19 protein-coding genes are annotated in these 21,949 nt (G+C 64.5%); 13 read left to right on the top strand and 6 right to left on the bottom strand.

Features of this window, described 5'->3' with window-relative positions; translation table 11 throughout:
- Positions 1-39 precede the first annotated feature (39 nt).
- From SJY33_RS11675 to SJY33_RS11665, 3 genes are read left to right on the top strand one after another with little or no spacing between them, the layout of a single operon-like run.
- Positions 40-1,740, top strand: a complete 1,701-nt coding sequence (locus tag SJY33_RS11675; protein ID WP_379922938.1) for a M28 family metallopeptidase — start codon at positions 40-42, stop codon at positions 1,738-1,740.
- A 7-nt stretch (positions 1,741-1,747) separates the two neighbouring features.
- Entirely contained in the window at positions 1,748-2,734 is a 987-nt protein-coding gene (locus tag SJY33_RS11670; RefSeq protein WP_379922936.1) for an agmatine deiminase family protein, read from the top strand.
- Positions 2,735-2,770: 36 nt separating this feature from the next.
- Positions 2,771-2,905, top strand: coding sequence for a hypothetical protein (locus tag SJY33_RS11665; protein WP_379922935.1), 135 nt, complete (start codon positions 2,771-2,773; stop codon positions 2,903-2,905).
- Between the two features lie 16 nt (positions 2,906-2,921).
- Here SJY33_RS11665 and SJY33_RS11660 read toward each other — a convergent pair whose 3' ends face one another.
- From SJY33_RS11660 to thrS, 3 genes are read right to left on the bottom strand one after another with little or no spacing between them, the layout of a single operon-like run.
- Positions 2,922-3,665, bottom strand: coding sequence for a TSUP family transporter (locus SJY33_RS11660; RefSeq protein ID WP_379922934.1), 744 nt, complete (start codon positions 3,663-3,665; stop codon positions 2,922-2,924).
- A gap of 4 nt (positions 3,666-3,669) precedes the next feature.
- Complete coding sequence (locus tag SJY33_RS11655) at positions 3,670-4,065, bottom strand: DUF305 domain-containing protein (protein WP_379922933.1); 396 nt, start codon at positions 4,063-4,065, stop codon at positions 3,670-3,672.
- A gap of 2 nt (positions 4,066-4,067) precedes the next feature.
- Positions 4,068-6,071 (bottom strand): threonine--tRNA ligase, encoded by a 2,004-nt coding sequence (gene thrS / locus SJY33_RS11650; protein ID WP_379923582.1) that lies wholly within the window; start codon positions 6,069-6,071, stop codon positions 4,068-4,070.
- Positions 6,072-6,427: 356 nt separating this feature from the next.
- Here thrS and SJY33_RS11645 point away from each other — a divergent pair, with 356 nt between their 5' ends.
- The 3 genes from SJY33_RS11645 to SJY33_RS11635 are packed head-to-tail and all read left to right on the top strand — an operon-like array spanning position 6,428 to position 7,202.
- Positions 6,428-6,604 carry a hypothetical protein gene (locus SJY33_RS11645; protein WP_379922932.1) on the top strand — a complete coding sequence of 59 codons (177 nt, stop codon included), beginning with the start codon at positions 6,428-6,430 and terminating at the stop codon, positions 6,602-6,604.
- Positions 6,601-7,014 carry a hypothetical protein gene (locus SJY33_RS11640; protein WP_379922931.1) on the top strand — a complete coding sequence of 138 codons (414 nt, stop codon included), beginning with the start codon at positions 6,601-6,603 and terminating at the stop codon, positions 7,012-7,014. The genes SJY33_RS11645 and SJY33_RS11640 overlap by 4 nt, the downstream gene beginning before the upstream one ends.
- The gene (locus SJY33_RS11635; RefSeq protein ID WP_379922930.1) at positions 7,011-7,202 is read left to right on the top strand and encodes a helix-turn-helix transcriptional regulator; all 192 of its coding nucleotides are present in this window, start codon (positions 7,011-7,013) and stop codon (positions 7,200-7,202) included. Before SJY33_RS11640 ends, SJY33_RS11635 begins: the two co-directional genes overlap by 4 nt.
- Here SJY33_RS11635 and SJY33_RS11630 read toward each other — a convergent pair.
- Positions 7,199-7,843, bottom strand: coding sequence for a hypothetical protein (locus SJY33_RS11630; protein WP_379922929.1), 645 nt, complete (start codon positions 7,841-7,843; stop codon positions 7,199-7,201). The two genes, SJY33_RS11635 and SJY33_RS11630, sit on opposite strands and share 4 nt — an antisense overlap.
- Positions 7,844-7,916: 73 nt before the next feature.
- Positions 7,917-9,581 carry an alkaline phosphatase D family protein gene (locus tag SJY33_RS11625; protein ID WP_379922928.1) on the bottom strand — a complete coding sequence of 555 codons (1,665 nt, stop codon included), beginning with the start codon at positions 9,579-9,581 and terminating at the stop codon, positions 7,917-7,919.
- Between the two features lie 105 nt (positions 9,582-9,686).
- Between SJY33_RS11625 and SJY33_RS11620 the strand changes: the two genes are divergently transcribed.
- From SJY33_RS11620 to SJY33_RS11600, 5 genes are all read left to right on the top strand, one after another.
- Complete coding sequence (locus tag SJY33_RS11620) at positions 9,687-10,433, top strand: alpha/beta hydrolase (protein WP_379922927.1); 747 nt, start codon at positions 9,687-9,689, stop codon at positions 10,431-10,433.
- Positions 10,434-10,442: 9 nt separating this feature from the next.
- Positions 10,443-11,312 (top strand): hypothetical protein, encoded by an 870-nt coding sequence (locus tag SJY33_RS11615; protein WP_379922926.1) that lies wholly within the window; start codon positions 10,443-10,445, stop codon positions 11,310-11,312.
- Positions 11,309-12,304, top strand: coding sequence for an LLM class flavin-dependent oxidoreductase (locus SJY33_RS11610; RefSeq protein ID WP_379922925.1), 996 nt, complete (start codon positions 11,309-11,311; stop codon positions 12,302-12,304). Before SJY33_RS11615 ends, SJY33_RS11610 begins: the two co-directional genes overlap by 4 nt.
- 144 nt (positions 12,305-12,448) lie before the next feature.
- Complete coding sequence (locus SJY33_RS11605; protein ID WP_379922924.1) at positions 12,449-17,182, top strand: NAD-glutamate dehydrogenase; 4,734 nt, start codon at positions 12,449-12,451, stop codon at positions 17,180-17,182.
- Between the two features lie 99 nt (positions 17,183-17,281).
- Complete coding sequence (locus SJY33_RS11600; protein ID WP_379922923.1) at positions 17,282-18,538, top strand: NAD(P)/FAD-dependent oxidoreductase; 1,257 nt, start codon at positions 17,282-17,284, stop codon at positions 18,536-18,538.
- Here the strand turns inward: SJY33_RS11600 and queG are convergent.
- Positions 18,522-19,583 carry a tRNA epoxyqueuosine(34) reductase QueG gene (queG, locus tag SJY33_RS11595; RefSeq protein ID WP_379922922.1) on the bottom strand — a complete coding sequence of 354 codons (1,062 nt, stop codon included), beginning with the start codon at positions 19,581-19,583 and terminating at the stop codon, positions 18,522-18,524. The two genes, SJY33_RS11600 and queG, sit on opposite strands and share 17 nt — an antisense overlap.
- 47 nt (positions 19,584-19,630) lie before the next feature.
- On the opposite strand from queG, the gene SJY33_RS11590 reads away from it, so the two are divergent.
- Positions 19,631-20,671 (top strand): ABC transporter ATP-binding protein, encoded by a 1,041-nt coding sequence (locus SJY33_RS11590; protein WP_379922921.1) that lies wholly within the window; start codon positions 19,631-19,633, stop codon positions 20,669-20,671.
- Complete coding sequence (locus SJY33_RS11585) at positions 20,668-21,921, top strand: ABC transporter permease (protein ID WP_379922920.1); 1,254 nt, start codon at positions 20,668-20,670, stop codon at positions 21,919-21,921. The genes SJY33_RS11590 and SJY33_RS11585 overlap by 4 nt, the downstream gene beginning before the upstream one ends.
- The last annotated feature ends 28 nt before the right edge of the window (positions 21,922-21,949 follow it).

Below are 21,949 nucleotides of genomic sequence, written 5' to 3'. Positions count from 1 at the left end.
CGTGTCTGAACGTGACACTTTCACCGGAGACTTATCGCCATGGCACTCAGACATTCCGCGCTCTTCGCGGTCACGGCAGCGGCGCTGACCCTGGCCGGATGCCAGACGATGACCGACAGTCAGGCCGTCGCGGGGCTGGATATTCCCGCAGCGCAACCGGGCCAGCTGTCGCAAAGCACCATGAAAGACGTCACCCGCACCTTGTCCAGCGATGCGTTCGAAGGCCGGATGCCCGGCACCCCCGGCGAAGACAAGACCATCGCGCTGATGACCGAACGCTTCAAGGCGGCAGGGCTCAGGCCCGGCAATGGCGATTCGTGGGTGCAGGAAGTCCCGCTGGTGGAGATTACGGGCAGCGATTACGCGCCGCTCACGATCAGCGGCAAAGGCACCGACCTCAGCTTTGCATTCCGCAAGGACTGGGTGGGCGTAACCTATCGCGAAGACGCCGCGACCGCGATTGCAGATAGCGAGCTGGTGTTCGTGGGTTACGGCATCAATGCGCCCGAACGCGGCTGGAACGATTACGCCGGGGTCGATGTGCGCGGCAAGACGGTGGTGATCCTCGTCAATGATCCCGATTGGCAGACAAGCGGCCTTGATGGCACCTTCAATGGCAAGGCGATGACCTACTACGGTCGCTGGACCTACAAATATGAAGAGGCTGCAAGGCAGGGTGCGGCGGGCGCGCTGATCGTTCATCAGACCGCGCCTGCCAGCTATGGCTGGAACGTTGTCGAAAGTTCGTGGACCGGGCCGCAGGCCTATGCCCAGCGCGGCGAGAACGCGCCGCCGCTGACGCAGATGAACGGCTGGGTCACCGAAGACGCCGCGCGCAAGGTGCTTGCCGCCGCAGGGCAGGATCTGGACGCGCTGACCCGGGCTGCGCAGGCGAAAGGGTTCAAGGCGGTTCCGCTGGGCCTGACCGCGTCGACGCGCTTTGCCAGCACCTTCCGCAGCATCACCTCGCACAACATCATCGGCATCCTGCCCGGCTACGAGGCGCCCGACGAATACGTGATGCACACCGCGCATTGGGATCATCTGGGGCGCTGCACGCCTGCGCCCGATGGCGATGACATCTGCAATGGCGCGGTCGACAATGCCACGGGCACCGCCGCGCTGGTGGCGCTGGCCGAAGCGCACGCCAAGGCCGGTCCGGCGCGCCGCAGCCTTGTGTTCCTGGCTGTGACGGCGGAGGAATCAGGGCTGCTCGGCGCGAAATATTACGCCGAAAATCCGGTCTTCCCGCTGGCGCAGACCGTGGGCGGGATCAACATGGACGCCTTTCAGGTGGCAGGGCCGGCAAAGGACGTGACCGTGGTAGGGCCGGGCAAGTCGCAGCTTGACCTGTTCCTTGATGCCGCGTTGAAGGCCGATGGCCGCGTCGCCACCCCCAATCCCAAGCCCGAAGCAGGATATTACTACCGTTCGGATCACTTTGCCTTCGCCAAGGAAGGCGTACCGATGCTGTATATTGATGGGGGCGAGGATCTGATCGATGGCGGAACCGAGGCCGGCGCCGCGGTGGCCGCCGATTACACCGAAAACCGCTACCACGGGCCGAAGGATGAATTCAACGAAGCCTGGGACTGGTCGGGCGTGATGGCTGATCTTCAGCTGTATTACCGCATCGGCCGCGCACTTTCGATGAGCACAAGCTGGCCCAACTGGAACGAAGGTGACGAGTTCAAGGCCGTGCGCGATCGGTCTTGCGCTGGCAGCACCGCGGGCTGCTGAGGGCGAAATGTCAGCCCTTATGCCGCCCGAATGGGCTCCGCAGGACTGGCTGTGGATCGGCTTTCCGCACTTGGCCGAAGAATGGCCTGGCTGGCTTGAACCGGCGCAGGAACAGATGGCCGCGTTTGCGTCTGCGGTGGCCGACAGCGGGCAAGAGGTTCGTCTGCTGGTGCGCGACGCCGCGAATGAAGCCCGCGCGCGCCAGCTTGTCAGCGACAAGGTGACGCTGGAGCGGCGGGTTTACGGCGATGTCTGGCTGCGCGACACCGGGCCGCTGGTGGTGTCGGACGGGCGGACACGCATCGCCCGCCGCTTCGGCTTCAACGGCTGGGGCGAGAAATATCTGATGCCCGGCGATCAGGAAATCGGGGCCGAATTGGCGCGTGACGCCGGGCTTCCCGTTACTGCGATCCCGATGATCCTGGAAGGCGGGGCGGTTGACGGTGATGGCACCGGGCTGGTGGCGACGACCGAGCAATGCCTGCTCAACCCCAATCGCAACCCCGCCCTGACCCGCGAGCAGATCGAGGCGGAACTGGCGGCGCAGCTGGGCTTTACCCGCGTGCTGTGGCTGGGCGATGGGCTGATCAACGACCACACCGACGGGCATGTCGACAACCTTTCGCGCTTTGTCGGGCCGAACCGGCTGGTGGTGCCGCAAGCGACGGGCACCGATGATCCCAACGCCGCGATCTATGCCGATGCGGCGGCGCGGGCGGACGCGTTCGGCGTCGAAGTGGTGCGGATCCCTTCGCCCGGCCTGCTGATCCGCGACGGGGTGGTCGAGCCGGCAAGTTATGTGAACTTTGCCATCACCACGCATCTCGTGGTGGTGCCCACGTTCGGCAGTCCGCATGATGCCGAAGGGGTCGCTGCCATTGCCGCGCTTTTCCCTGACCGTGACACGATCGGCCTGCCGGGCGAGGCCGTGCTGGCAGGCGGCGGTGGGTTCCACTGCGCCAGCCAGCAGATGCCGACCGAGGGTGCGCCTTAACGCTTCGTTAGGATTTTGGGGCGAGAGTGCAAAACCATGAACCGTGCTCACGCTCTGGCCCTGCCGCTCGTCTTTGTCACCCGGGTCGATCCGTTCGAAGCGGCGCGCCGGACAATCGTGCTGGGCTGTGCCGCCGCGCTGGTGTTTGCAGGGCAGGCCCTGCCAATCTGATTGCGCCGCTTGCGGATCAGATCAGGCGCGCCAATGCCGCCGCTGCTGCACCGCCCAGTATCAATCCGACCACCGCCCGCCAGATCGGATCGCTGATTCGCCCGGACACCCGCGCGCCCAGTGCGTTTCCGGCAAGGATCATCGGCAGCATCACGGCTGCAAATAGCAGCAGTTCCGCCCGCAAAACACCCAGCCACACAGCGCTGCCCAGCCCTGCGGTTGCTGCGATGGTGAAGATCAGCTGCATCGAGGCCTTGATCGTGATGCGTGGCAGCGTGCGCCCGGCGTAATACGGTACCACCGGCGGTCCCGGCATTCCGGCATAGCCCGTCATCAGGCCGCTCAGCAAACCCACGCCCCCCGTCACCGCCCGGCCCGGCACGCTTTCGCCGCGGCGCGGAAGCAGGATCGCCAGAAACGCGCTGAGCGCGATAAGCGCGATCACCAGCCGCGCCACGTCATTGCCGGTCATCGACAGCGCCCACAGGCCAAACGGCGTCGTCAGCACCGCCATGGTGCTGATGACCCACGCGGTCGGTTCGGCATTGCGCACCAGCATCCGGATCTCGGTAGCCCCGATCATCAGCGAAAGTGCGTTGGCAAGCACCACGGCTTCGACCGGCGGCAGGGCGAGTGCCAGCACCGGAACAAGCAGGATCGCCATGCCAAATCCGGTCAGTCCGCGAACGAACGCCGATCCCAGCGCCGCTGCAAACGCAACCGCGATCTGGACTGCGGTGAAGCCTGCGAAAACCTCCACCAGCCTAGCGGACGCCGCGCGCCTTGAGCCAGGCTTCCATCTCAGCAATTTCCTGCTTTTGCGCGGCGATGACCCGGTTGGCGAGATCGCGCGCCTGATCGTCCTTGGCGTATTTCAGCGCCACCTGCGACATCGCGACCGCGCCTTCGTGGTGGGCCAGCATCCCTTGCATGAAGGCGACATCGGGGTCGGCGGGAATGTCGGCCATGCCGGCGTGCATCGTGTCGTTCACCGCCTTGTAGGCGGCCTGCGCCTCGGTCAGTTCGCCGGGCGTGGCCGCGCCCATATCGTGCCCCATCGCGGCATGATCGACCGTGGCTTCGGCAACCGGCACGTCGGCGGTTTCGGCCCCGCAGGCGGCGAGGAGCAGTGCAGCGGCAAAGGCGAACGCGGTTTTCATCGTCAGTTCTCCGTTTTCAGATCCGGCGGTGTGCCTTCGGCGCGCAGCATCGCGATCGCTTCGGCCAGCGGCATCACCTTCTGGTGTTCCGCGCCCAATGTGCGCACCGCCACGGTGCCTTCATCGGCCTCACGCTTGCCGACCACCAACAGATGCGGAACCTTGGCGAGCGAGTGTTCGCGCACCTTGTAGTTGATCTTTTCGTTGCGCAGGTCGGTTTCGACCCGGATGCCCGCGGCGCGCAATTGCGCTTCAACCTCGGCGGCATAACCATCCGCGTCCGACACGATCGTTGCCACCACCGCCTGCACCGGGGAAAGCCAAGTCGGCAGGCGTCCGGCGAAGTGTTCGATCAGGATGCCGATGAAGCGTTCGTAGCTCCCGAAGATCGCGCGGTGGAGCATCACCGGGCGGTGCTTCTCGCCGTCCTCGCCGATGTAGTGGGCATCGAGCCGCTCGGGCAGCACGCGGTCGGACTGGATCGTGCCGACCTGCCAGGTGCGCCCGATCGCGTCGGTCAGGTGCCATTCGAGCTTGGGGGCATAGAACGCGCCTTCGCCGGGGAGTTCCTCCCACTCCAGCCCGTTCGCCGTCAAAGCATCGCGCAGTTCCTGCTCGGCCTTGTCCCAATCCGCTTCGCTGCCGAAGCGCTTTTCGGGGCGCAGGGCGAGCTTGATTTCATAGGTGAAGCCGAAATCGCGATAGACCGAATTGGCGAGTGCAAGGAACGCCTGCACCTCGGCCACCACCTGCGCTTCGGTGCAGAAGATATGCGCATCGTCCTGCGTGAACTGGCGCACCCGCATCAGCCCGTGCAGCGCGCCGTGGGGCTCGTTGCGGTGGCAGCAGCCCATTTCGCCCAGCCGGATCGGCAGATCGCGGTAGGAAGTGATCCCCTGCTTGAAGACCATCACATGCGCCGGGCAGTTCATCGGCTTGATCGCCAGCCACTCGGCATCGTCGGCCACCTTGGGGGAGGCCGCGCCGCTGTCTTCATCCACTTCGGGGACCATGTCGGGCACCGCGAACATGTTCTGCGCGTATTTCCCCCAGTGGCCCGATTGCGTCCACTGGCGCACGTCCATCAGCTGCGGGGTCTTGATCTCGCGGTAGCCGCTGCCGTCCATCTTGCGGCGCATATAGGCTTCGAGTTCGCGCCAGATGCGGTAGCCCTTGGGGTGCCAGAAGACGCTTCCGTGCGCCTCTTCCTGCAAGTGGAACAGGTCCATTTCGCGGCCCAGCTTGCGGTGGTCGCGCTTGGCGGCTTCCTCCAGCCGGGTAAGGTGGGCGTTCAATTGCTTCTTGTTGAGCCAACCGGTGCCGTAGATGCGGGTAAGCTGCGCATTGTTCTGATCGCCGCGCCAGTAAGCGCCGGCGACGCGCATCAGCTTGAAGGCATCGGGGTCAAGCTTCCCGGTCGAGGGCAGGTGCGGGCCGCGGCACATGTCGAGCCAGTCTTCACCCGACCAATAGACCGTCAGTTCCTCGCCTTCGGGCAGTTCCTTGGCCCATTCGGCCTTGAAGGTCTCGCCCTCGCCCGCCCACTTGGCGATTAGGTCTTCGCGGGTCCAGACCTCGCGGCGCAGCGGCTTGTCGGCGCGGATGATGCGGCGCATTTCGTCTTCGATCGCGGGCAGATCGTCCATGCTGAACGGCTCGCGCGTGTCGGGCGCCTTCACGTCATAGTAGAAGCCATCGTCGGTCGAAGGGCCGAAGGTGATCTGCGTGCCGGGGAACAGCGCTTGCACCGCTTCGGCGAGGATGTGCGCGTAATCGTGCCGCGCGAGTTCGAGCGCATCAGCCTCGTCACGGCTCGTCACCAGCGCAAGGTTCGCATCGCCATCGAAAGGCCGGGTCAGGTCGCGCAGCTCACCGTCGACGCGCGCGGCAATCGCGGCCTTGGCAAGGCCGGGGCCGATTGCAGCGGCGATATCTGCCGGGGTCGAGCCAGGAGGCACTTCGCGCACCGATCCATCGGGCAGGCTGATCTTGAGAAGTTCGGTCATCATCGCAGTTCCGTCTCGTTTGGGCGCGCCTTAGGGCAAAGGCTGACGCACCGGAAGAGCGGTGTTGTGCGAAGAACCAATTCGGGAGGGACACCGCGCCGCCCCGAACCGGGCGGCGGGCCTGGCGTCTAGCGCACAGCCCCCCGCCCCCGGATAGTCCGGGTTGTGGTGGTGGCAGTGGTGGTCAGCAGGCGGGCCATGCACACAGACATAATTCGCCGCGCCCCACGAGTCACGCGCAACCTGACATGCGATAGCTGCACGGTTGCTTTGCATCGATAAAATGGAAAGCCTGCTTGACATAGCTGAGAATCGAATTGTAAAGGTAGCTTGCCATTTTGAAAAAGGAGCTTTCCATGAGCAATATCAAATTCGCTCTCATCCTCAGCGCCGCCGTCATGGGGGTCGCTTTGCTTGCCGTGTTCGACATCGTCCCCGAAGCGGTTGCGCAATATGCGCCGTTGGCGGTGGTGCCGTTCATCGTGTCCCGCCAGCCAGCGTGCCGTGCATTCGGCAAAGGCAAGGCAGCATGACCACGCGCACACCGGCGATGCGCCGTTATTTCCGCGTCCATCTGGCGCTGACTGCGCTTTACCTTGCGCTGGTGTTGCTGGCTTCGCTGTTCGTCCCCGATGATGCCGCGCCCACGCCGATGGTGATCGCCTTTGCGCTGCTGCCCGGCTTCGTCGTGCTGGGCTGGATCTGGAACATGGGGCGCCTGCTGGTGGAAATGCAGGACGAATATCTGCGGATGCTGGAAGTTCGCAAGATGCTGTGGGCTTCGGCGATCACCCTGTCGATTTGCGGGGGGTGGGGCCTTGTCGAACTGTTCGCAAGCGTACCCCGCCTGCCGGTGTTCTATGTCTTCCCGATCTGGTGCGTGGGTCTGGCGGTAGGGCAGGTGATCAACCGCTTTACCGTGGGCGACGGGGGCTGCGCGTGAACAACCGCCTGAAAATCCTGCGTGCCGAGCGGGACTGGAGCCAGCAGGACCTGGCCGACCGGCTGGGGGTGAGCCGGCAAAGCGTGAACGCGATCGAAAAGGGACGCTACGACCCGTCGCTCCCGCTGGCTTTCACGATTGCCGATCTGTTTGGCCTGCCGATCGAGGCGATTTTTACCCGTGATTAGTCGCGGCCCCAGCCGCCATCGGCATGGGTTTTACTGAAATCGGGTGGGGGCAAAGGCTGCCCCACCTTCGTTCGCCGTTCGTATCCCGGACCGAGCGCGGGCGCGCTTTCGATGCTGCGCAGTTCCTTGGCGACGTTTTCTTGCAAGGTCTTCTGCATCGTGGCCACCGCGCCCGGATTGGCCGCCACTGCCGCAGCCAGTTTGGCCTGCATCAGCTGCTGATCAAACGCCCGCCCATCCAGCGCGGCATCGATTTTCTCTTCCATCGCAATCCGTGCGATGTCGTTGATCAGGGGGTCTTCGCCAAGGCCCATGATCGCGTCAGCATCGGTGAAGGCGAATGTTATCGAAACCCGCGTACCGGTATCCTCGGGCGCCAGATGGGCGCGCACCTGCGCCATTTTCTGCGGGCCGGCCATCACATCCCATCGCACCAACCCTGGCCCGCGGCTGCGCAGCAACAACCGCATATCGCCCGGCCCGCCCAAATCGCCAGCTTCCGGGCCCAACTGCAACCCGGCCAAGCGCGCCTCGACCGCCGTGGGGGCCATGGGATAAAATTCGCCCTGATCGAAGGCGCCTCCCAACCACGCCCCGCCGCCGATCACCGAGGCGGCTCCTGCCAAGCCTATCATGCGCACGTCTGCGTCCTCCCTTTCAACAGGGAGCGAAAGATAGCGCCGATGGCTTAACAAGCCGTCACTAGCCGGCAACCTAGACTTCCAGCGTACCGCTGCCCTTTTCCGTCATGATCCGCTTGGTGCCTGCAAGCCGCGTTGAACGCTGTTTGACCCCGGTGCTGAACCGATATTCGGTCATTGCCCGCGCCGGGGTCAGCTCCACAACCATATAACCGCGCTGCGCGGTGTCGGCCCATTGGAGCTGTTCATTCTCGGCCACCAGCGCGCTTGCCAGCGTGTCGGGCTTGATGAAGCCGAGATAGCTTTCAAAGCCGGGGGAACTGACCGAACACACGCCGAGTTCGACGCCCACCGCCGCGCCGTCCTGCGTCAGATCGAAGGCCCAGCCATTGTGGGTGTCGCCCGCCAGCACGATCAGGTTGGCATCGGCGTTGAGCGCCGCTGTGAATACACGCTCGCGCGCGGCGGGATATCCGTCCCAGGCATCCATGTTGAGCGGCAGGCCTGCCTTGCTCGCCATGCCCGCCGCAGCAAGACGCTGGCGCACGAAATCGGGCAAGCCATCGCCCAGCATCCCGGCGAGCGCCTGCGGGCTTTTGAGGTTGCCGATCAGCACCTGCTGCACCAGCACCTGCCAATGCGTGCCGGCGGAGGTTGAAGTAGCGAGGCTTTCAGACAGCCACGTTTCCTGCGCAGCCCCCAGCAATTGGCGATCGGGATGGGCCCAGTCCCCATCGCGGAAGGTATCGAGCGCGGCCATCGCCGCTTGCGGATCGGTTTTGCCCGCCAGCACCTGTTCCAGACTGAACGGCTGTTCGCGCCCTTCGAGCCGGGTGTCGAGCCGCAGCAAGGTGGCCAGATCGCCAACCTGATAGGCGGCATAGGGCGCATCGGACACCGGCATCCATTCGCGGTAGGCTTGTTTGGCAGCGGCCTTGCGCACCTGCCAGTCGCCTTCGGTATCGGGCTGATGATTCTGCGCGCCGTTTTCGTAGCTGTCGTTCGCGCTTTCATGGTCGTCCCACACCGCGATCATCGGCAGCACCTGATGCAGCCGCTGACAATCGGGATCGGCGCGGTAGGTGGCATAGCGCAGGCGGTAATCGGTGAGCGCGACGATTTCCGTCGCGGGCGCCAGCACACGTTCGGGCAATCCCTGCCCCGCGTTGGGATAGGTCCCCGCGCCATATTCGTAGATGTAATCGCCCAGATGCACCGCCAGATCGGCATCGTTCGCCTCGACCGCGTGACCATAGGCATTGAACCAGCCAAATCCGAAGTTGGAGCAGGAAAACACTGCCAGCCGGAACTTCGATGTAGTGTCCACCGGCAGCGTGCGGGTGCGCCCCGTGGGCGAGGCGGTGCCATCGGGCGCCATGAAGCGGAAGAAATACCAGCGATCCGGCGCAAGGCCGGTGGCCACGCCCTTGGCGCACCAGTCGCGGCTGGCCGAAGCTGTCACGCTGCCTTCGGCAACCGGTGCCGCGAAATCCTCGCTCGCGCTGACCTGCCATGTCAGTGCGGTGTCCGCTTCGGCCACGTAGCGCGTCCACAGCAGCACCGATTGGGCCGAAGGCTCGCCGCTGGCAACATTGTGCGTGAACCCGGTTCCGAAACTGCGCGCGGCCAGCGGCGCAGCGGCGAACGCCGCACCTGCGACGGCAAGCGTGAACAGATGGCGGCGGGTTAGCGCCGTTGCGGATGAAGCCGGCTGGGCGGCGGTATCGGTTTTGAACATGGCGGCGGGTTATTCCTCTCCGGTTGCGCTGCTGTGACAGCCGCCCGATGACAATACCCGATACTGTGGTTGCCTTTGCGCCGTTCGGCAAGGCATGGAAGCGGCATGACTGACCTGATGCACCACACGCTTTACGACGGCCGCCGCGTCGCCTTCCGCTACACGCCGGGCAGCAGCCCCCAGACATCCCCCTGTCTTGTCTTTCTGCCCGGCTATATGTCGGACATGACAGGGAGCAAGGCGACCGCGCTCTTTGCCGAGGCCGAGGCGAAGGGGCGCGCCTGTCTCCTGCTCGATTATTCAGGCTGCGGCCACAGCGCAGGCGATTTTGTCAATGGAACGTTGAGCGGCTGGCGTGACGAGGTTCTGGCGCTGGTCGAAAGCTATGTCAGCGGGCCGGTGCTGCTGGTGGGATCGTCGATGGGCGGCTGGCTGATGCTGCTCGTGGCCGAACATCTGAAACACCGGCTGGCGGGTCTTATCGGGATTGCGCCCGCGCCCGATTTCACGCGCTGGGGCTATAGCGATAAACAGCGCGACGCGCTGGCGGCGGGCGCAACGATTTACGAACCCAACCCCTATGGCCCCGAACCCACGCCCACCCATGCCAAATTCTTCGCCGATGCCGAATGTCACCTGCGGCTGGACCACGCGATCGATCTGTCCTGCCCGGTGCGGCTGATCCACGGCAAGGCCGACGCCGATGTGCCGTGGACCATCAGCCTGCGCCTTGAAACGGCGTTGCAGTCGGACGATGTTCAGGTGGTTCTGATAGAAGACGGCGATCACCGCCTGTCGCGCGACAGCGATATCGCAGCCATCAAGGCCCTCGTGGCCGAATATTACGGATAGAACCCCAAGGTGCAAACGACGTCTCTGCTTCTTGCCTTGCTGCTGCAGGTTGGCCCCAACCCGATGACGGGGGCGATTCCCAATGACGATCTGGTGCGTGACCGGCCAGCCAGACCCGCCGCTGTACAGACAGAACTGAACGCGACGAGCGCCTGGTTTGAAACGTGCCTCGATCAGTTGGCCGACGATCCTGCGCGCGCGCACACGGCGGCGCAAATTCGTCGCAGCGAAACCACCGGCCCGGACCGTGTTCTGGCCAATCTGTGCCTTGGCACCGCGTCCAGCGCGCTGAACCTGTGGGACGATGCGCGCGCCGCCTTTGTTGCTGCTCGCGATGAAACCCCGGATGATGAACAGCGCACCCGCGCCCGCTTTGCCGCCCTGGCCGGAAACGCTGCGCTTGCGGGCGGCGATGCGCAGGGCGCACTGACTTTGCTGACGGCTGCCGAAACCGATGCCCGCGCAGCCGGATCAACCGCGCTCGAAGCGATCGCCGCCACTGACCGCGCCCGTGCCTTGGTGGCGCTGGGGCAGAGTGACGCAGGTTTGGCGGCGCTCGAATTGGCCACGGCGCTGTCGCCAGAGCGCGGCGAGGCCTGGCTGCTGAAAGCCACGTTGCTGCGGCGGCTTGACCGTCTCGGCGATGCGCAGAGCGCAATCGAGCGTGCAGTTGCATTGATGCCCGGCAATACCGATGTGGGACTGGAAGCTGGTGTTATCGCCGTGCTTGCCGGACGCGATGATGCGGCGCGCGCCAGCTGGCAATCGGTGTTGGCCATCGCACCCGACACGCCGGCCGCCGCAACGGCCACAGATTACCTGGCGCAACTTGGCGCACCGCAAGACACTGCCCCCCCGCAGGAGAAACCCCGATCATGACCCGCTTTTCCGTTCTCGATCTGGTGCCGGTCCGCGAAGGCGGCACATTGACAGAGGCTTTTGCCGCCACCACCGATCTCGCCCGCGCCGCCGATGCGCTGGGATGCGATCGTTTCTGGGTGGCCGAACATCACGCGATGGACGGGATTGCAGGCGGGGCGACATCGGTGGTGCTGGCGCATATCGGCAACGCCACGCGCCGCATCCGCATCGGATCGGGCGGGATCATGCTGCCCAACCACACGCCGTTCCAGATCGCCGAACAGTTCGGCACGCTGGATGCGCTGTTCCCTGGACGGATCGACCTAGGACTGGGCCGCGCGCCGGGCGCCGGGCCCGAATTGCAGCGGGCGCTGCGCAAAAACCTGCATCAGGCGGCAGAGTATTTCCCGCAGGATGTGGCTGAACTGCGCGCATTGCTGACGGGCAACCTCGACCTGCCGATTGCGGCCACACCCGGCCTTGGCGCGCAGGTGGAAATGTGGATGCTGGGGTCAAGCCTGTTCGGTGCGCAGCTTGCTGCCCAGTTGGGCCTGCCCTATGCCTTTGCGGCGCATTTTGCGCCCGATCATCTCGATAGCGCGCTGGCAGTCTATCGCCGCGATTTCCAGCCGTCCGAGGCGTTGGACAAACCGCATGTCATGGTGGCGATGAACGTTTTTGCCGCCGATACCGAAGCCGAAGCGCATCTGCTTGCGTCAAGCCAGCAGCAAAGCTTTGTACGGTTGCGCAGCGGGACACCGGGCAAGCTGCCACCGCCAATTGCAGACTATGCCAATACCTTGCCCGCGCAGGCGCAGGCGATGCTTGCCCATCTGGGCCAGGCGGCTGCGGTGGGCACCGCGTCGCAGGTTCGCGAACAGATCGCGGCCTTTGTCGCACGCACCGGGGCCGATGAAATCCTGCTGTGCGGAGCGACCTATGATCCCGAGGCACGTATTCGCAGCCTCGAGGCCACGCTGGAGGCGTGCAACACCGTACCTGTCACCTGATACGCTAACATCGCCCCACGCAATCATCGCGCTTGCGCGGCGTGGGCGGATCGGCGTATCGCTGCCCGATACGATAACAACAATCCGGCACAATAATATTACGCCCAAGCGAAGCCGGTCATGCAGGATGAGCAGGAGCCGAATATGGTGTCGAAACCCACCGCCGCCGCGTCAACCCCCACAGCGGCGGCAGCGCCCAAGCCCGCGCTGATCAAGGCGCTGCGGCGTCAGCTCGAAGCCTCGATGCTGCCCGGCGATACACCGGTCGACAAACCTGCGCTGGACGAAGCGGCGGCATGGCTTCTTGCTGCAGCGGCGCGGCGCGCTCCCGGTCAATCGATCGTCCAGATCGAATCGGCGACCGGAGAACGGCGCCATCTGCGTATTGCGATCGTCAATGACGACATGCCGTTCCTTGTCGATTCGGTGGCCGCGACAATTGCATCGCAAGGCGTTGCGATCGATCGCCTGCTGCACCCGGTGATCGCGATTGATCGCGATGATACTGGCGCCGTCACTGCACTTGGCAAGAACGGCGCTGCGCCCGGCAACGGACGCGAATCGCTGATCTATATCGAAACCCCGCGGGTCGATGCGCGCCAGCGCCGCGAATTGCTCGATGCGCTGCAAACCACGCTTGGCGATGTGCACGCGGCGGTGAACGACTGGCCGGCCATGCGCACGGCGCTTTCCGACGATGCGGCAATGGCCGGCGCGCTCGATACCGAAGCCGGGGCGTTGCTGGGCTGGCTGTGCGCGGGGATGCTGACCCAGCTGGGCCATCTTACCCGTCACCGTGATGGGACAAGCACGCAGCGGCTTGGCATCTGCCGCGCCTCAGCCAACGAGCTGCTTGCCGAAATCAGCTATGACCGGGCGTTCGAATGGTTTGATCGGCACGATGATGCCGGCACGCTGCGTGCGCTTCTGGCGATTAAATCCAATGTCCATTCGCGCGTGCATCGCACAAGTCCGCTGGACCTGTTTATCGTTCCGCTGCGCGAAGACGGGCGCGTTGTCGCCTTGTCGATCCATGCAGGCCTGTGGACCAGCGCGGCGCTGAATGCGCAGCCGGGGGAAGTGCCCGTGCTGCGCACGATGGTCGCCAACATGACCGCGCAGGCGGGCTTCGATCCGGCGGGGCACAACGGCAAGGCGCTGGTGCACGCCTTCACATCACTGCCCAATGATCTGCTGACCGCATTCGACCCTGAACGCGTGGCGGATCTGGTCACCGCCAAGATGGCGTTGATCGACCGCCCCCGCCCGCGGCTGATCATGGTGCGCGCCACGCTGGAACGCCATGTCTTTGCCTTTGTGTGGTTGCCGCGCGATCAGCTTTCCACTGATGTGCGGCTGCAGATCCAGGCGATGCTTCTTTCGTCGCCGGGTGCCGCGCTGCTCGACTGGAGCCTTGAGGTGGAAAGCAGCACGCTGGCTTTGTTGCGGTTCCTGGTCGATGTGCGCGCCTGCGCCGAACTGCCCGATGATACCGCGATCGAAGCGCAGCTGGTCGATCTTTTGCGCGGCTGGAACGAAGCGGTGGCAGGCTATCTGACGCAAACCGAAGAAGAAGGCCGGGCCGCCGCGCTGGCGGCGCGGTATGCCCCTGCATTCCCGACCGGCTACCGCCTTGCCTATGGCGCGCACGAAGCGGCGCGCGATATCGCCAAGCTTCGCACACTGGCACTGGCGGATGATCCGGGCGGCGATGGCACGCGGGCGGTGCGATTGTATCGGCTTGAAGGGGACGCGCCCGATACGCTGCGTCTCAAAGCCTATGTGATGAAGGGCGCGCTGGCATTGTCCGATGCGGTGCCCGCGCTGGAGCATTTCGGGTTCCGGGTGGCTGCCGAAGTGCCAACGTTCCTGACCGATCCCAGCCTCGGCACGATCCATGAATTCCTTCTCACCGTGCCGCCGGGCCGTGATGCTGCGGCGTTGCTTGATCGGGCGGCCCTGATCGAGGATGCGTTGGCCGACGTGCTGGGCGCGGCGAGCGAGGATGATCCGTTCAACCGCCTGATCCCGGCCGCAGGCCTTGCCCCGCGCAGCGCCAACTGGATGCGCGCAATCTATCGCTATCTGCGCCAGACGGGGGTGAGCTACACGATCTATACCGTGGTCGATGCCCTGGTTGCCGCGCCGCACGTGACGCGCGCGATGATCGATCTGTTCACCGCCCGCCACGATCCGGCCTTTGAAGGCGACCGGGACGAGGCGATCGCCGTGGCGCAGAATGCCTTTACCCGCGGTCTTGCCAAGGTCACTGCGATCAATGACGACCGATTGCTGCGGCTTTACCGCGCGGTGATCGATGCGGTGTTGCGCACCAACGCCTTTGCGCCCGCCGCCGCCGAGGCGCTGGCCTTCAAGATCGATTCCGCCAAGGTCCCCGGCCTGCCCAAGCCACTGCCCTGGCGCGAGATCTTCGTCTATTCGCGCCGCGTGGAAGGCATCCACCTGCGGTCGGGCGCGGTGGCACGCGGGGGCCTGCGCTGGTCCGACCGGCGTGACGATTTCCGCACCGAAGTGCTTGGCCTGATGAAGGCGCAGCGCGTGAAGAATGCGGTGATCGTGCCGACGGGTGCTAAAGGCGGGTTCTATCCCAAGCAATTGCCTTCGCCCGCGATCGACCGCGAAGGCTGGGCGGCAGAGGGCCGCGCATCTTACGAAATCTTTATCCGCACCTTGCTGTCCGTCACCGACAACATCGTTGGCGGCAAGGTTGTGCATCCCGATGGCGTACGGGTACTGGACGGGCAGGACCCCTATTTCGTCGTCGCCGCGGACAAGGGCACCGCCACCTTCTCCGACATTGCCAATGGCATCGCGCAAGGCCGCGACTTCTGGCTCGACGATGCCTTCGCCAGTGGTGGTTCGAATGGATATGACCACAAGGCCATGGGCATCACCGCGCGCGGCGCATGGGTTTCGGTGCAGCGCCACTTCCGCGAAATGGGGATCGATGTGCAGACGCAGTCGATCACGGTCGCAGGCTGCGGCGATATGTCGGGCGATGTGTTCGGCAACGGAATGCTGCTGTCCAGGGCACTGAAACTGGTTGCCGCTTTCGATCACCGCCATATCTTCATCGATCCTTCGCCCGATCCGCTGACCAGCTGGAAGGAGCGCAAGCGGATGTTCGAACTCCCTCGGTCAAGCTGGGAGGATTACGATGCCAGCCTGATCTCCAAGGGGGGCGGAGTGTTCCCGCGTTCGGCTAAATCGATCAAACTGTCGAAGCAGGCGCGCGATGTGCTGGGTATTGATGACAAGACCATCGAACCCGAAGCGCTGATTTCCGCAATCCTGCGCAGTCCTGTCGATCTGATGTGGTTCGGCGGCATCGGCACCTATGTGAAGGCCGCGCAGGAAAACAACATTCAGGTGGGCGATCCCGCCAATGACGGGCTGCGCGTCGATGCCACTGAAATGCGTGCGCGGGTCATCGGCGAAGGCGCGAACCTTGGCGTCACGCAGGCCGGGCGTATCGCGTTCTCGCTGGCGGGGGGGCGCATCAACACCGACTTCATCGACAATTCGGCCGGCGTCGATTGTTCGGACAACGAAGTGAACATCAAGATCGCGCTGGCCGCCGCCATGGCAAGCGGCAAGCTCACGCCCAAAAAGCGTAACACGCTGCTGGCTGCAATGACGGATGAAGTCGCCGCACTGGTCCTGGAAGACAATCGCCTGCAGGCTTTGGCGCTGTCAGTGGCTGAAAGCCGCGGCGCTGCCGTGACCCCTGCCTATATCCGCCTGATCGAACGGCTGGAGGAAGTCAGCGATTTCGATCGCCGCACCGAAGGGCTGGCCGATGGCGAAACCCTGTCGCGCCGCGCGGCTGACGGGCAGGGTCTGACCCGCCCCGAACTCGCGGTCCTGTTGTCGTCGGCCAAGCTGGCGCTGCAAGCGGCCATCGAAGCCAGCGGTCTTGGCGATGACCCGGTGCTGGAACCGATGCTGCTGGCGCGCTTCCCGTCCGCGATGCGCAAGACCTACGCGGCCGAAATACGCGGCCACAGGCTGCGTTCGGAAATGATCGCTACCAGCCTGTCGAACCGTATCGTCAACCGGCTGGGCATGGTGCATCCTTTCGAACTGGCGGAAGAAGAAGGCGTGGGGCTGGCCGATGTTGCCGCTGCCTTTGTGGTGGCTGAACGCTTGTTCGGGCTGGAGCCGCTGTGGCGCGAACTGGATGCAGCCGACATTCCCGAAGCCGCGCGCCTGATCCTTTTCGACCGTTTGGCCGCCGCTGTTGGCAATCTCATGTCCGATGTGCTGCGCACCGCGTCCGGCAAGGTGGAAGCCGGCGCAATGATCGCCGAATTGCAGGACGGTGTGGCTGCGCTGATTGCAGGGCGAGACGAACTTCTGACGGATGAGCCGCGCGCCCGGTCGCGCGCGCTGCGCGACAGCTTTGTCGCCGTCGGTGCGACAGAGGCGCTGGCCGCCAAGGTTGCCAATCTGTTTGATTTCGATGGCGCGGTGGGCCTTGCACGGGGCGCGCTTGTCACCGGGATCGAAACCAAGCTGCTGACCCACGCCTTTACCGATATTGGCACGCTGCTGGGGCTGGATTGGGCGCAGGGGACCGCCGCCTACATGAGCCCGTCCGACATCTGGGAGCGTTTGCTGGTGTCAGGGCTTGCGCGTGATTTCCAGCAGATGCGGATCGAATTCTTGCGGCGCCTGATGAAGGGCACGACCGGGAAGGACAATCCGCGCGATGCCGTGGCGGCCTGGGCGCAAAGCAATGCCTTTGGCGTGGCGCAGTTCCGCGCCATGATCGGCCGCGCGCAGGCCCGCCCGCCGGTGGGGGCTGCGATGCTGGCCCAGATCGCCAGTCAGGCGCGCAATCTGCTCGAAAGGTAAACGGCACGGGTGATCGTGCCGCTGATCCGACCCGGTTGACCCCGGCGCCATTTGCGGGAAGTGAAGGCCCGCACAGCGCCGGAGGGGCATAGGCAAGGCATGGCAACCACCGATCAAACCACCCCAGACCATTGGGATGTCATCATCGTCGGCACCGGCCACGGCGGGGCCCAGGCGGCGATTGCGCTGCGTCAGCAGGGACACGAAGGGTCCATTCTCATGATCGGGCGCGACACCGCACCCCCTTATGAACGCCCGCCGCTGTCGAAGGAATATCTGGCGGGAGACAAGGGCTTCGAACGGATCATGATCCGCCCCGAAGCGTTCTGGGCAGAACGCGATATCACGCTGCGCCTTGGCGCGGCGGTAACGGCCATTGACCCGATCGCGCACCGACTGACTTTGAGCGACGGCGGCCAACCCACCTATCGCAAACTGATATGGTCGGGCGGCGGCGATCCGCGCCGATTGCCGGTGCCCGGGGCGGTGCTGCCCGGGGTGTTTTACGTGCGCGACAAGGCCGATGCCGACGCGATGATGGCGGCGCTGACGGATGGGGCCAAGCGTGCCGTCGTGATCGGCGGTGGCTATATCGGGCTTGAAGCGGCCGCAGTGCTGCGCAAGCTGGGCTGCGAGGTCACGCTGATCGAGATGCTGCCCCGCGTGCTGGCGCGTGTGGCTGGGGAAGAACTGTCGACATTCTACACCGCAGAACACCGCCGTCAGGGTGTCGATGTGCGGCTGGAAACCGGTGTGCATTCGGTTCTCGGTGAAGAAGCGGGCCGGGTCACGGGCGTCAGACTCGACACAGGAGAAGAGCTGGCCTGCGATATGGTGATCGTGGGGATCGGCGTAGTTCCGGCGGTCGCTCCGCTGATCGCGGCGGGGGCCGCGGGGTCCAACGGCGTCGATGTCGATTTCTGCTGCCGCACCACGCTTGATGATGTCTACGCCATCGGCGACTGCGCCGCCCACGCCAATCCCTATGCTGACAACGCCGTGATCCGGCTGGAATCAGTGCAGAACGCGCATGACATGGCGGCGACCGTTGCGCGCGCGATTATGGGCGAAAAGGAACCCTATCACGCGCTGCCGTGGTTCTGGTCGAATCAGTATGATCTGAAGCTTCAGACAGCAGGCCTGAACCTGGATTACGACCAGACCGTGCTGCGCGGCGATCCCGAGACACGCAAATTCACCGTGGTCTACATGCGCGCCGGGGTGCCGATTGCGTTCGACTGTGTAGGCACGATGAAGGACTACGTTCAGGGGCGCAAGCTGTTGGAAAACGGCCCGGGCAAGATCGATCCGGCGCTGCTGGCGAATCCCGATGTGGCGATCAGAGACCTGATGTAAGCTGTGCCAGCGCCCAGCGCGCTGCATCTGCGACCACGGCATCGGGGTCTGCGGTGAGAGCTGCTACCTGCGGCGCCAGCGCGGCGTTGCTGCTGTTGCCTGCGGCATACAGGCAATTGCGCACGAACCGGTCGCGCCCGATCCGCTTGATCGGGGAGCCGGAAAACAGCGCACGAAACCCCGCATCATCAAGCGCCAGCAATTCCGCCAGACGCGGCGCAACCAGTTCGGCGCGAGGCAGGAATTCGCGGATGGCCTGCGCTTCGCTTGCAAATTTGTTCCATGGACACACCGCAAGGCAATCGTCGCAGCCGTAGATGCGGTTGCCCAACGCGGCGCGGAATTCCTCCGCCACCGGGCCCTTGTGTTCGATGGTCAGGTACGAAATGCAGCGGCGCGCATCGAGCTGATACGGCGCAGGGAAAGCATCGGTGGGGCAGGCGTCCAGACAGGCGCGGCAGCTTCCGCACTGGTCGCGGTGTGGCTGCGCCGCGGCAAGGTCAAGCGTGGTGTAGATTGCCCCCAGAAACAGCCAGCTGCCGTGGGTGGCGCTGACCATGTTGGTGTGCTTGCCCTGCCAGCCGATCCCTGCCGCTTCGCCCAGCGGCTTTTCCATCACCGGGGCCGTATCGACGAACACCTTGACCTCGGCCCCCGGCTCTTCAGCCACCAACCAGCGGGCGAGCGCCTTAAGCCGCTTTTTCACGACATCGTGGTAATCTTTACTTTGTGCATAGACCGAAATGCGCGCGTGTTCGGGCGAGCTTTCAAGTGCCAGCGGATCATGCGCGGGGGCATAGCTCATGCCCAGCGCGATCACGCTGCGCGCCTGCGGCCACAGGCCTTGCGGCGAACGGCGATGTTCAAGCCGCGCCGCCATCCACTCCATGCTGCCATGCTGTCCTTCGCCCAGCCACTGTTCCAGCCGGGCGGCGCGCAATGGGTTTTCCCCCGTGCCGGTAAATCCACATGTCGCAAAGCCCAGCGCGGCGGCTTCGGCAGCGATCCGCACTTCAAGACCATCTCTTGCCGGGCCGTTAACCATGTTCGGAGAGGCTCCCGTTCAATCCTGCGCGTTAACCGCTGGAGGCTATGGACATGGCGGTAAGCGATCACGCAGCATCGGGCAATCGGGTGGCTGGCAATGGGATAACCGGCAATCAGGGAGATGTCTTCAGTGCCATCCCGGCCGATGCCCGCCCGCTGGCTATCGAAGCGCGAGGGTTGATCAAGGACTTTGACGGCACGCGTGCGGTGGACGGGGTGGATATTTCCGTACCCGAAGGCGCGATTTACGGCATTCTCGGCCCCAATGGCGCAGGCAAGACCACGACCTTGCGGATGCTTCTGGGCATAATCGATCCCGACGCAGGCGTACGCCGCGTGTTCGGGCACGATCGCCCGCATGATATTGGCCGTTTGATCGGCTATCTGCCCGAAGAGCGCGGGCTTTACCCGTCGATGAAATGTGTCGAAGCCATTGCCTTCATGGGCGCTTTGCGCGGGTTGTCGCTGAAGGAAGGCCGCAGGCGCGGTGCCGAATTGCTGGAACGCCACGGGCTTGGCCACGCGGCTGACCGGCAGATCCGTCAGCTTTCGAAGGGCATGGCGCAGACCGTCCAACTGCTCGGAACGCTGGTGCATCAGCCACGGCTGGTCGTGCTGGACGAACCATTCTCCGGCCTCGACGCGATCAATCAGGGCAAGCTGGAATTGATGATCCGCACGCTAGCGGATGATGGTGTCACGGTGATCTTTTCGACCCACGTGATCCACCATGCCGAACGCTTGTGCGAAGGCGTTGCGATTATCGCGGGCGGCAAGGTGCCCTATGCCGGTTCCGTCGAAGCCGCGCGCGACCGGATCCCGGCGCAGGTGCGGCTGGAGACGCGGGCCCGCGAAGGTGCGTGGCTTTCCGCACTGCCGGGGGATGCGCGCCGCAATGGCGATTTCTTCCAGTTCACGTTGCCCGAAAGCGGGATTGAGCCGCTGCTGAAGGGCCTGATCGAAGGCGAAGCTGGTATTCTCTCGCTGTCGATCGAACGCGCAGGGCTGCATGACGCCTTCGTCGCCATCGCGGGTGAGGCGGCCGCGCGCCAGCTCGAAGCCGATAATCAGGGGAACCGCGCATGAGCGAGAATTTGCGCCCGCGTCTTTCGGCGCTGGAAGCTGCATGGGTCATCGCCCGGCGCGATTTTGTCGCCGTGTTGTTCAGCCGCGCCTTCCTGTTCTTCCTGCTTGGCCCGCTTTTCCCGGTGATCGTCGGGGCGCTGGCAGGCAGCATCGGCGGTGAGGTCCAGCGCGAAGCGGTGAGCATTGAAGTGGGTCTTGCCCTCAGCGAGAGCGAAACCACCGCAATGATGGCGGCCAGCGGCCAGCTTGCCCGTCAGCTTGGCTCGGCCATGCCGTCGCTGCGGCCTGTCCCCGAAGCGGCGCGCAATCCCGATTTCGATGCCCGTGCCTTCATGGAAGCGCGGCGTGGAAACTACGCGGCGATCATGACCGGATCGCTCGAATCGCCCACGTTGGTCGGCACGGGTAACCAGATCCGCCGCTGGCAGGGCCCACTGGGCCTGATCGCCGACAACGCCTTGGCAGCCGAACCGGCCAACTATCCCGCGATCAAGGCCGAGGTGGTCGTCACCAGCGCCGCATCCGAACGCACCAGCCGCATTCAGACCGCACAGATCGCGCAGATGCTGCTATTCCTTTTGACAATGCTGCTGGCCGGGATGGTGCTGTCCAATCTGGTTGAGGAAAAGGCCAACAAGATCATCGAAATCCTTGCCGCTGCCATCCCGATGGATGCGGTGTTCATGGGCAAGCTGTTTGCCATGCTGGCGGTGTCCTTTGTCGGGATTGCGGTGTGGGGCACGGCGGCCTGGGCGCTGTGGGCGGCTGGCGGCGATGCGATCACGCAGGTGACGGGGTTTGATCCGGCGCGCCTTCCTGCCCCTGCTGTCGGATGGCCGCTGTTTGCCATCCTGGGCGTGATCTATTTCGCTATGGCTTACCTGCTGCTGGGCGCGCTGTTTCTCACGATCGGGTCGATGGCAAGTTCGGTGCGCGAAGTGCAGACCTTGTCGATGCCGGTGACGATGGTGCAGCTGATGGTGTTCTTCCTTGCCGCCTACACCATTAAGCAGCCCGGTTCAGGGCTGGAGCTGGCGGCGATCGCCTTCCCGCTGTCGTCGCCCTTCGCTATGCTCGCCCGTGCGGCGATGGAACCGGATCTGTGGACCCATGCGGCCGCCCTGCTGTGGCAGGGCATCGCTGTGCTGCTGATCGTTAAGGGCGGGTCGTTGCTGTTTCGCAAGCGGGTGATGAAATCGGGAGGTGCGGGGCGCGATCCCGCACGCAAGGGCGCACGGCTCAACGCCTGAACTGGCCCCACAATCAGTCTCCAATCGC

This window comes from Erythrobacter sp. R86502 (assembly GCF_042466465.1).
In the GTDB taxonomy this organism is placed as follows: Bacteria; Pseudomonadota; Alphaproteobacteria; order Sphingomonadales; family Sphingomonadaceae; genus Erythrobacter.
The sequence above is the reverse complement of the archived record's forward strand: the minus strand, read 5'-3'. Positions and strand labels throughout refer to the sequence as shown.

Coding starts and splice junctions, on each gene's coding strand:
- SJY33_RS11675 (WP_379922938.1), top strand. CDS start 40: ATGGCACTCAGACATTCCGCGCTCTTCGCGGTCACGGCAGCGGCGCTG.
- SJY33_RS11670 (WP_379922936.1), top strand. CDS start 1,748: ATGTCAGCCCTTATGCCGCCCGAATGGGCTCCGCAGGACTGGCTGTGG.
- SJY33_RS11665 (WP_379922935.1), top strand. CDS start 2,771: ATGAACCGTGCTCACGCTCTGGCCCTGCCGCTCGTCTTTGTCACCCGG.
- SJY33_RS11655 (WP_379922933.1), bottom strand. CDS start 4,065: ATGAAAACCGCGTTCGCCTTTGCCGCTGCACTGCTCCTCGCCGCCTGC.
- thrS (WP_379923582.1), bottom strand. CDS start 6,071: ATGACCGAACTTCTCAAGATCAGCCTGCCCGATGGATCGGTGCGCGAA.
- SJY33_RS11645 (WP_379922932.1), top strand. CDS start 6,428: ATGAGCAATATCAAATTCGCTCTCATCCTCAGCGCCGCCGTCATGGGG.
- SJY33_RS11640 (WP_379922931.1), top strand. CDS start 6,601: ATGACCACGCGCACACCGGCGATGCGCCGTTATTTCCGCGTCCATCTG.
- SJY33_RS11625 (WP_379922928.1), bottom strand. CDS start 9,581: ATGTTCAAAACCGATACCGCCGCCCAGCCGGCTTCATCCGCAACGGCG.
- SJY33_RS11620 (WP_379922927.1), top strand. CDS start 9,687: ATGACTGACCTGATGCACCACACGCTTTACGACGGCCGCCGCGTCGCC.
- SJY33_RS11610 (WP_379922925.1), top strand. CDS start 11,309: ATGACCCGCTTTTCCGTTCTCGATCTGGTGCCGGTCCGCGAAGGCGGC.
- SJY33_RS11605 (WP_379922924.1), top strand. CDS start 12,449: ATGGTGTCGAAACCCACCGCCGCCGCGTCAACCCCCACAGCGGCGGCA.
- SJY33_RS11600 (WP_379922923.1), top strand. CDS start 17,282: ATGGCAACCACCGATCAAACCACCCCAGACCATTGGGATGTCATCATC.
- queG (WP_379922922.1), bottom strand. CDS start 19,583: ATGGTTAACGGCCCGGCAAGAGATGGTCTTGAAGTGCGGATCGCTGCC.
- SJY33_RS11590 (WP_379922921.1), top strand. CDS start 19,631: ATGGACATGGCGGTAAGCGATCACGCAGCATCGGGCAATCGGGTGGCT.
- SJY33_RS11585 (WP_379922920.1), top strand. CDS start 20,668: ATGAGCGAGAATTTGCGCCCGCGTCTTTCGGCGCTGGAAGCTGCATGG.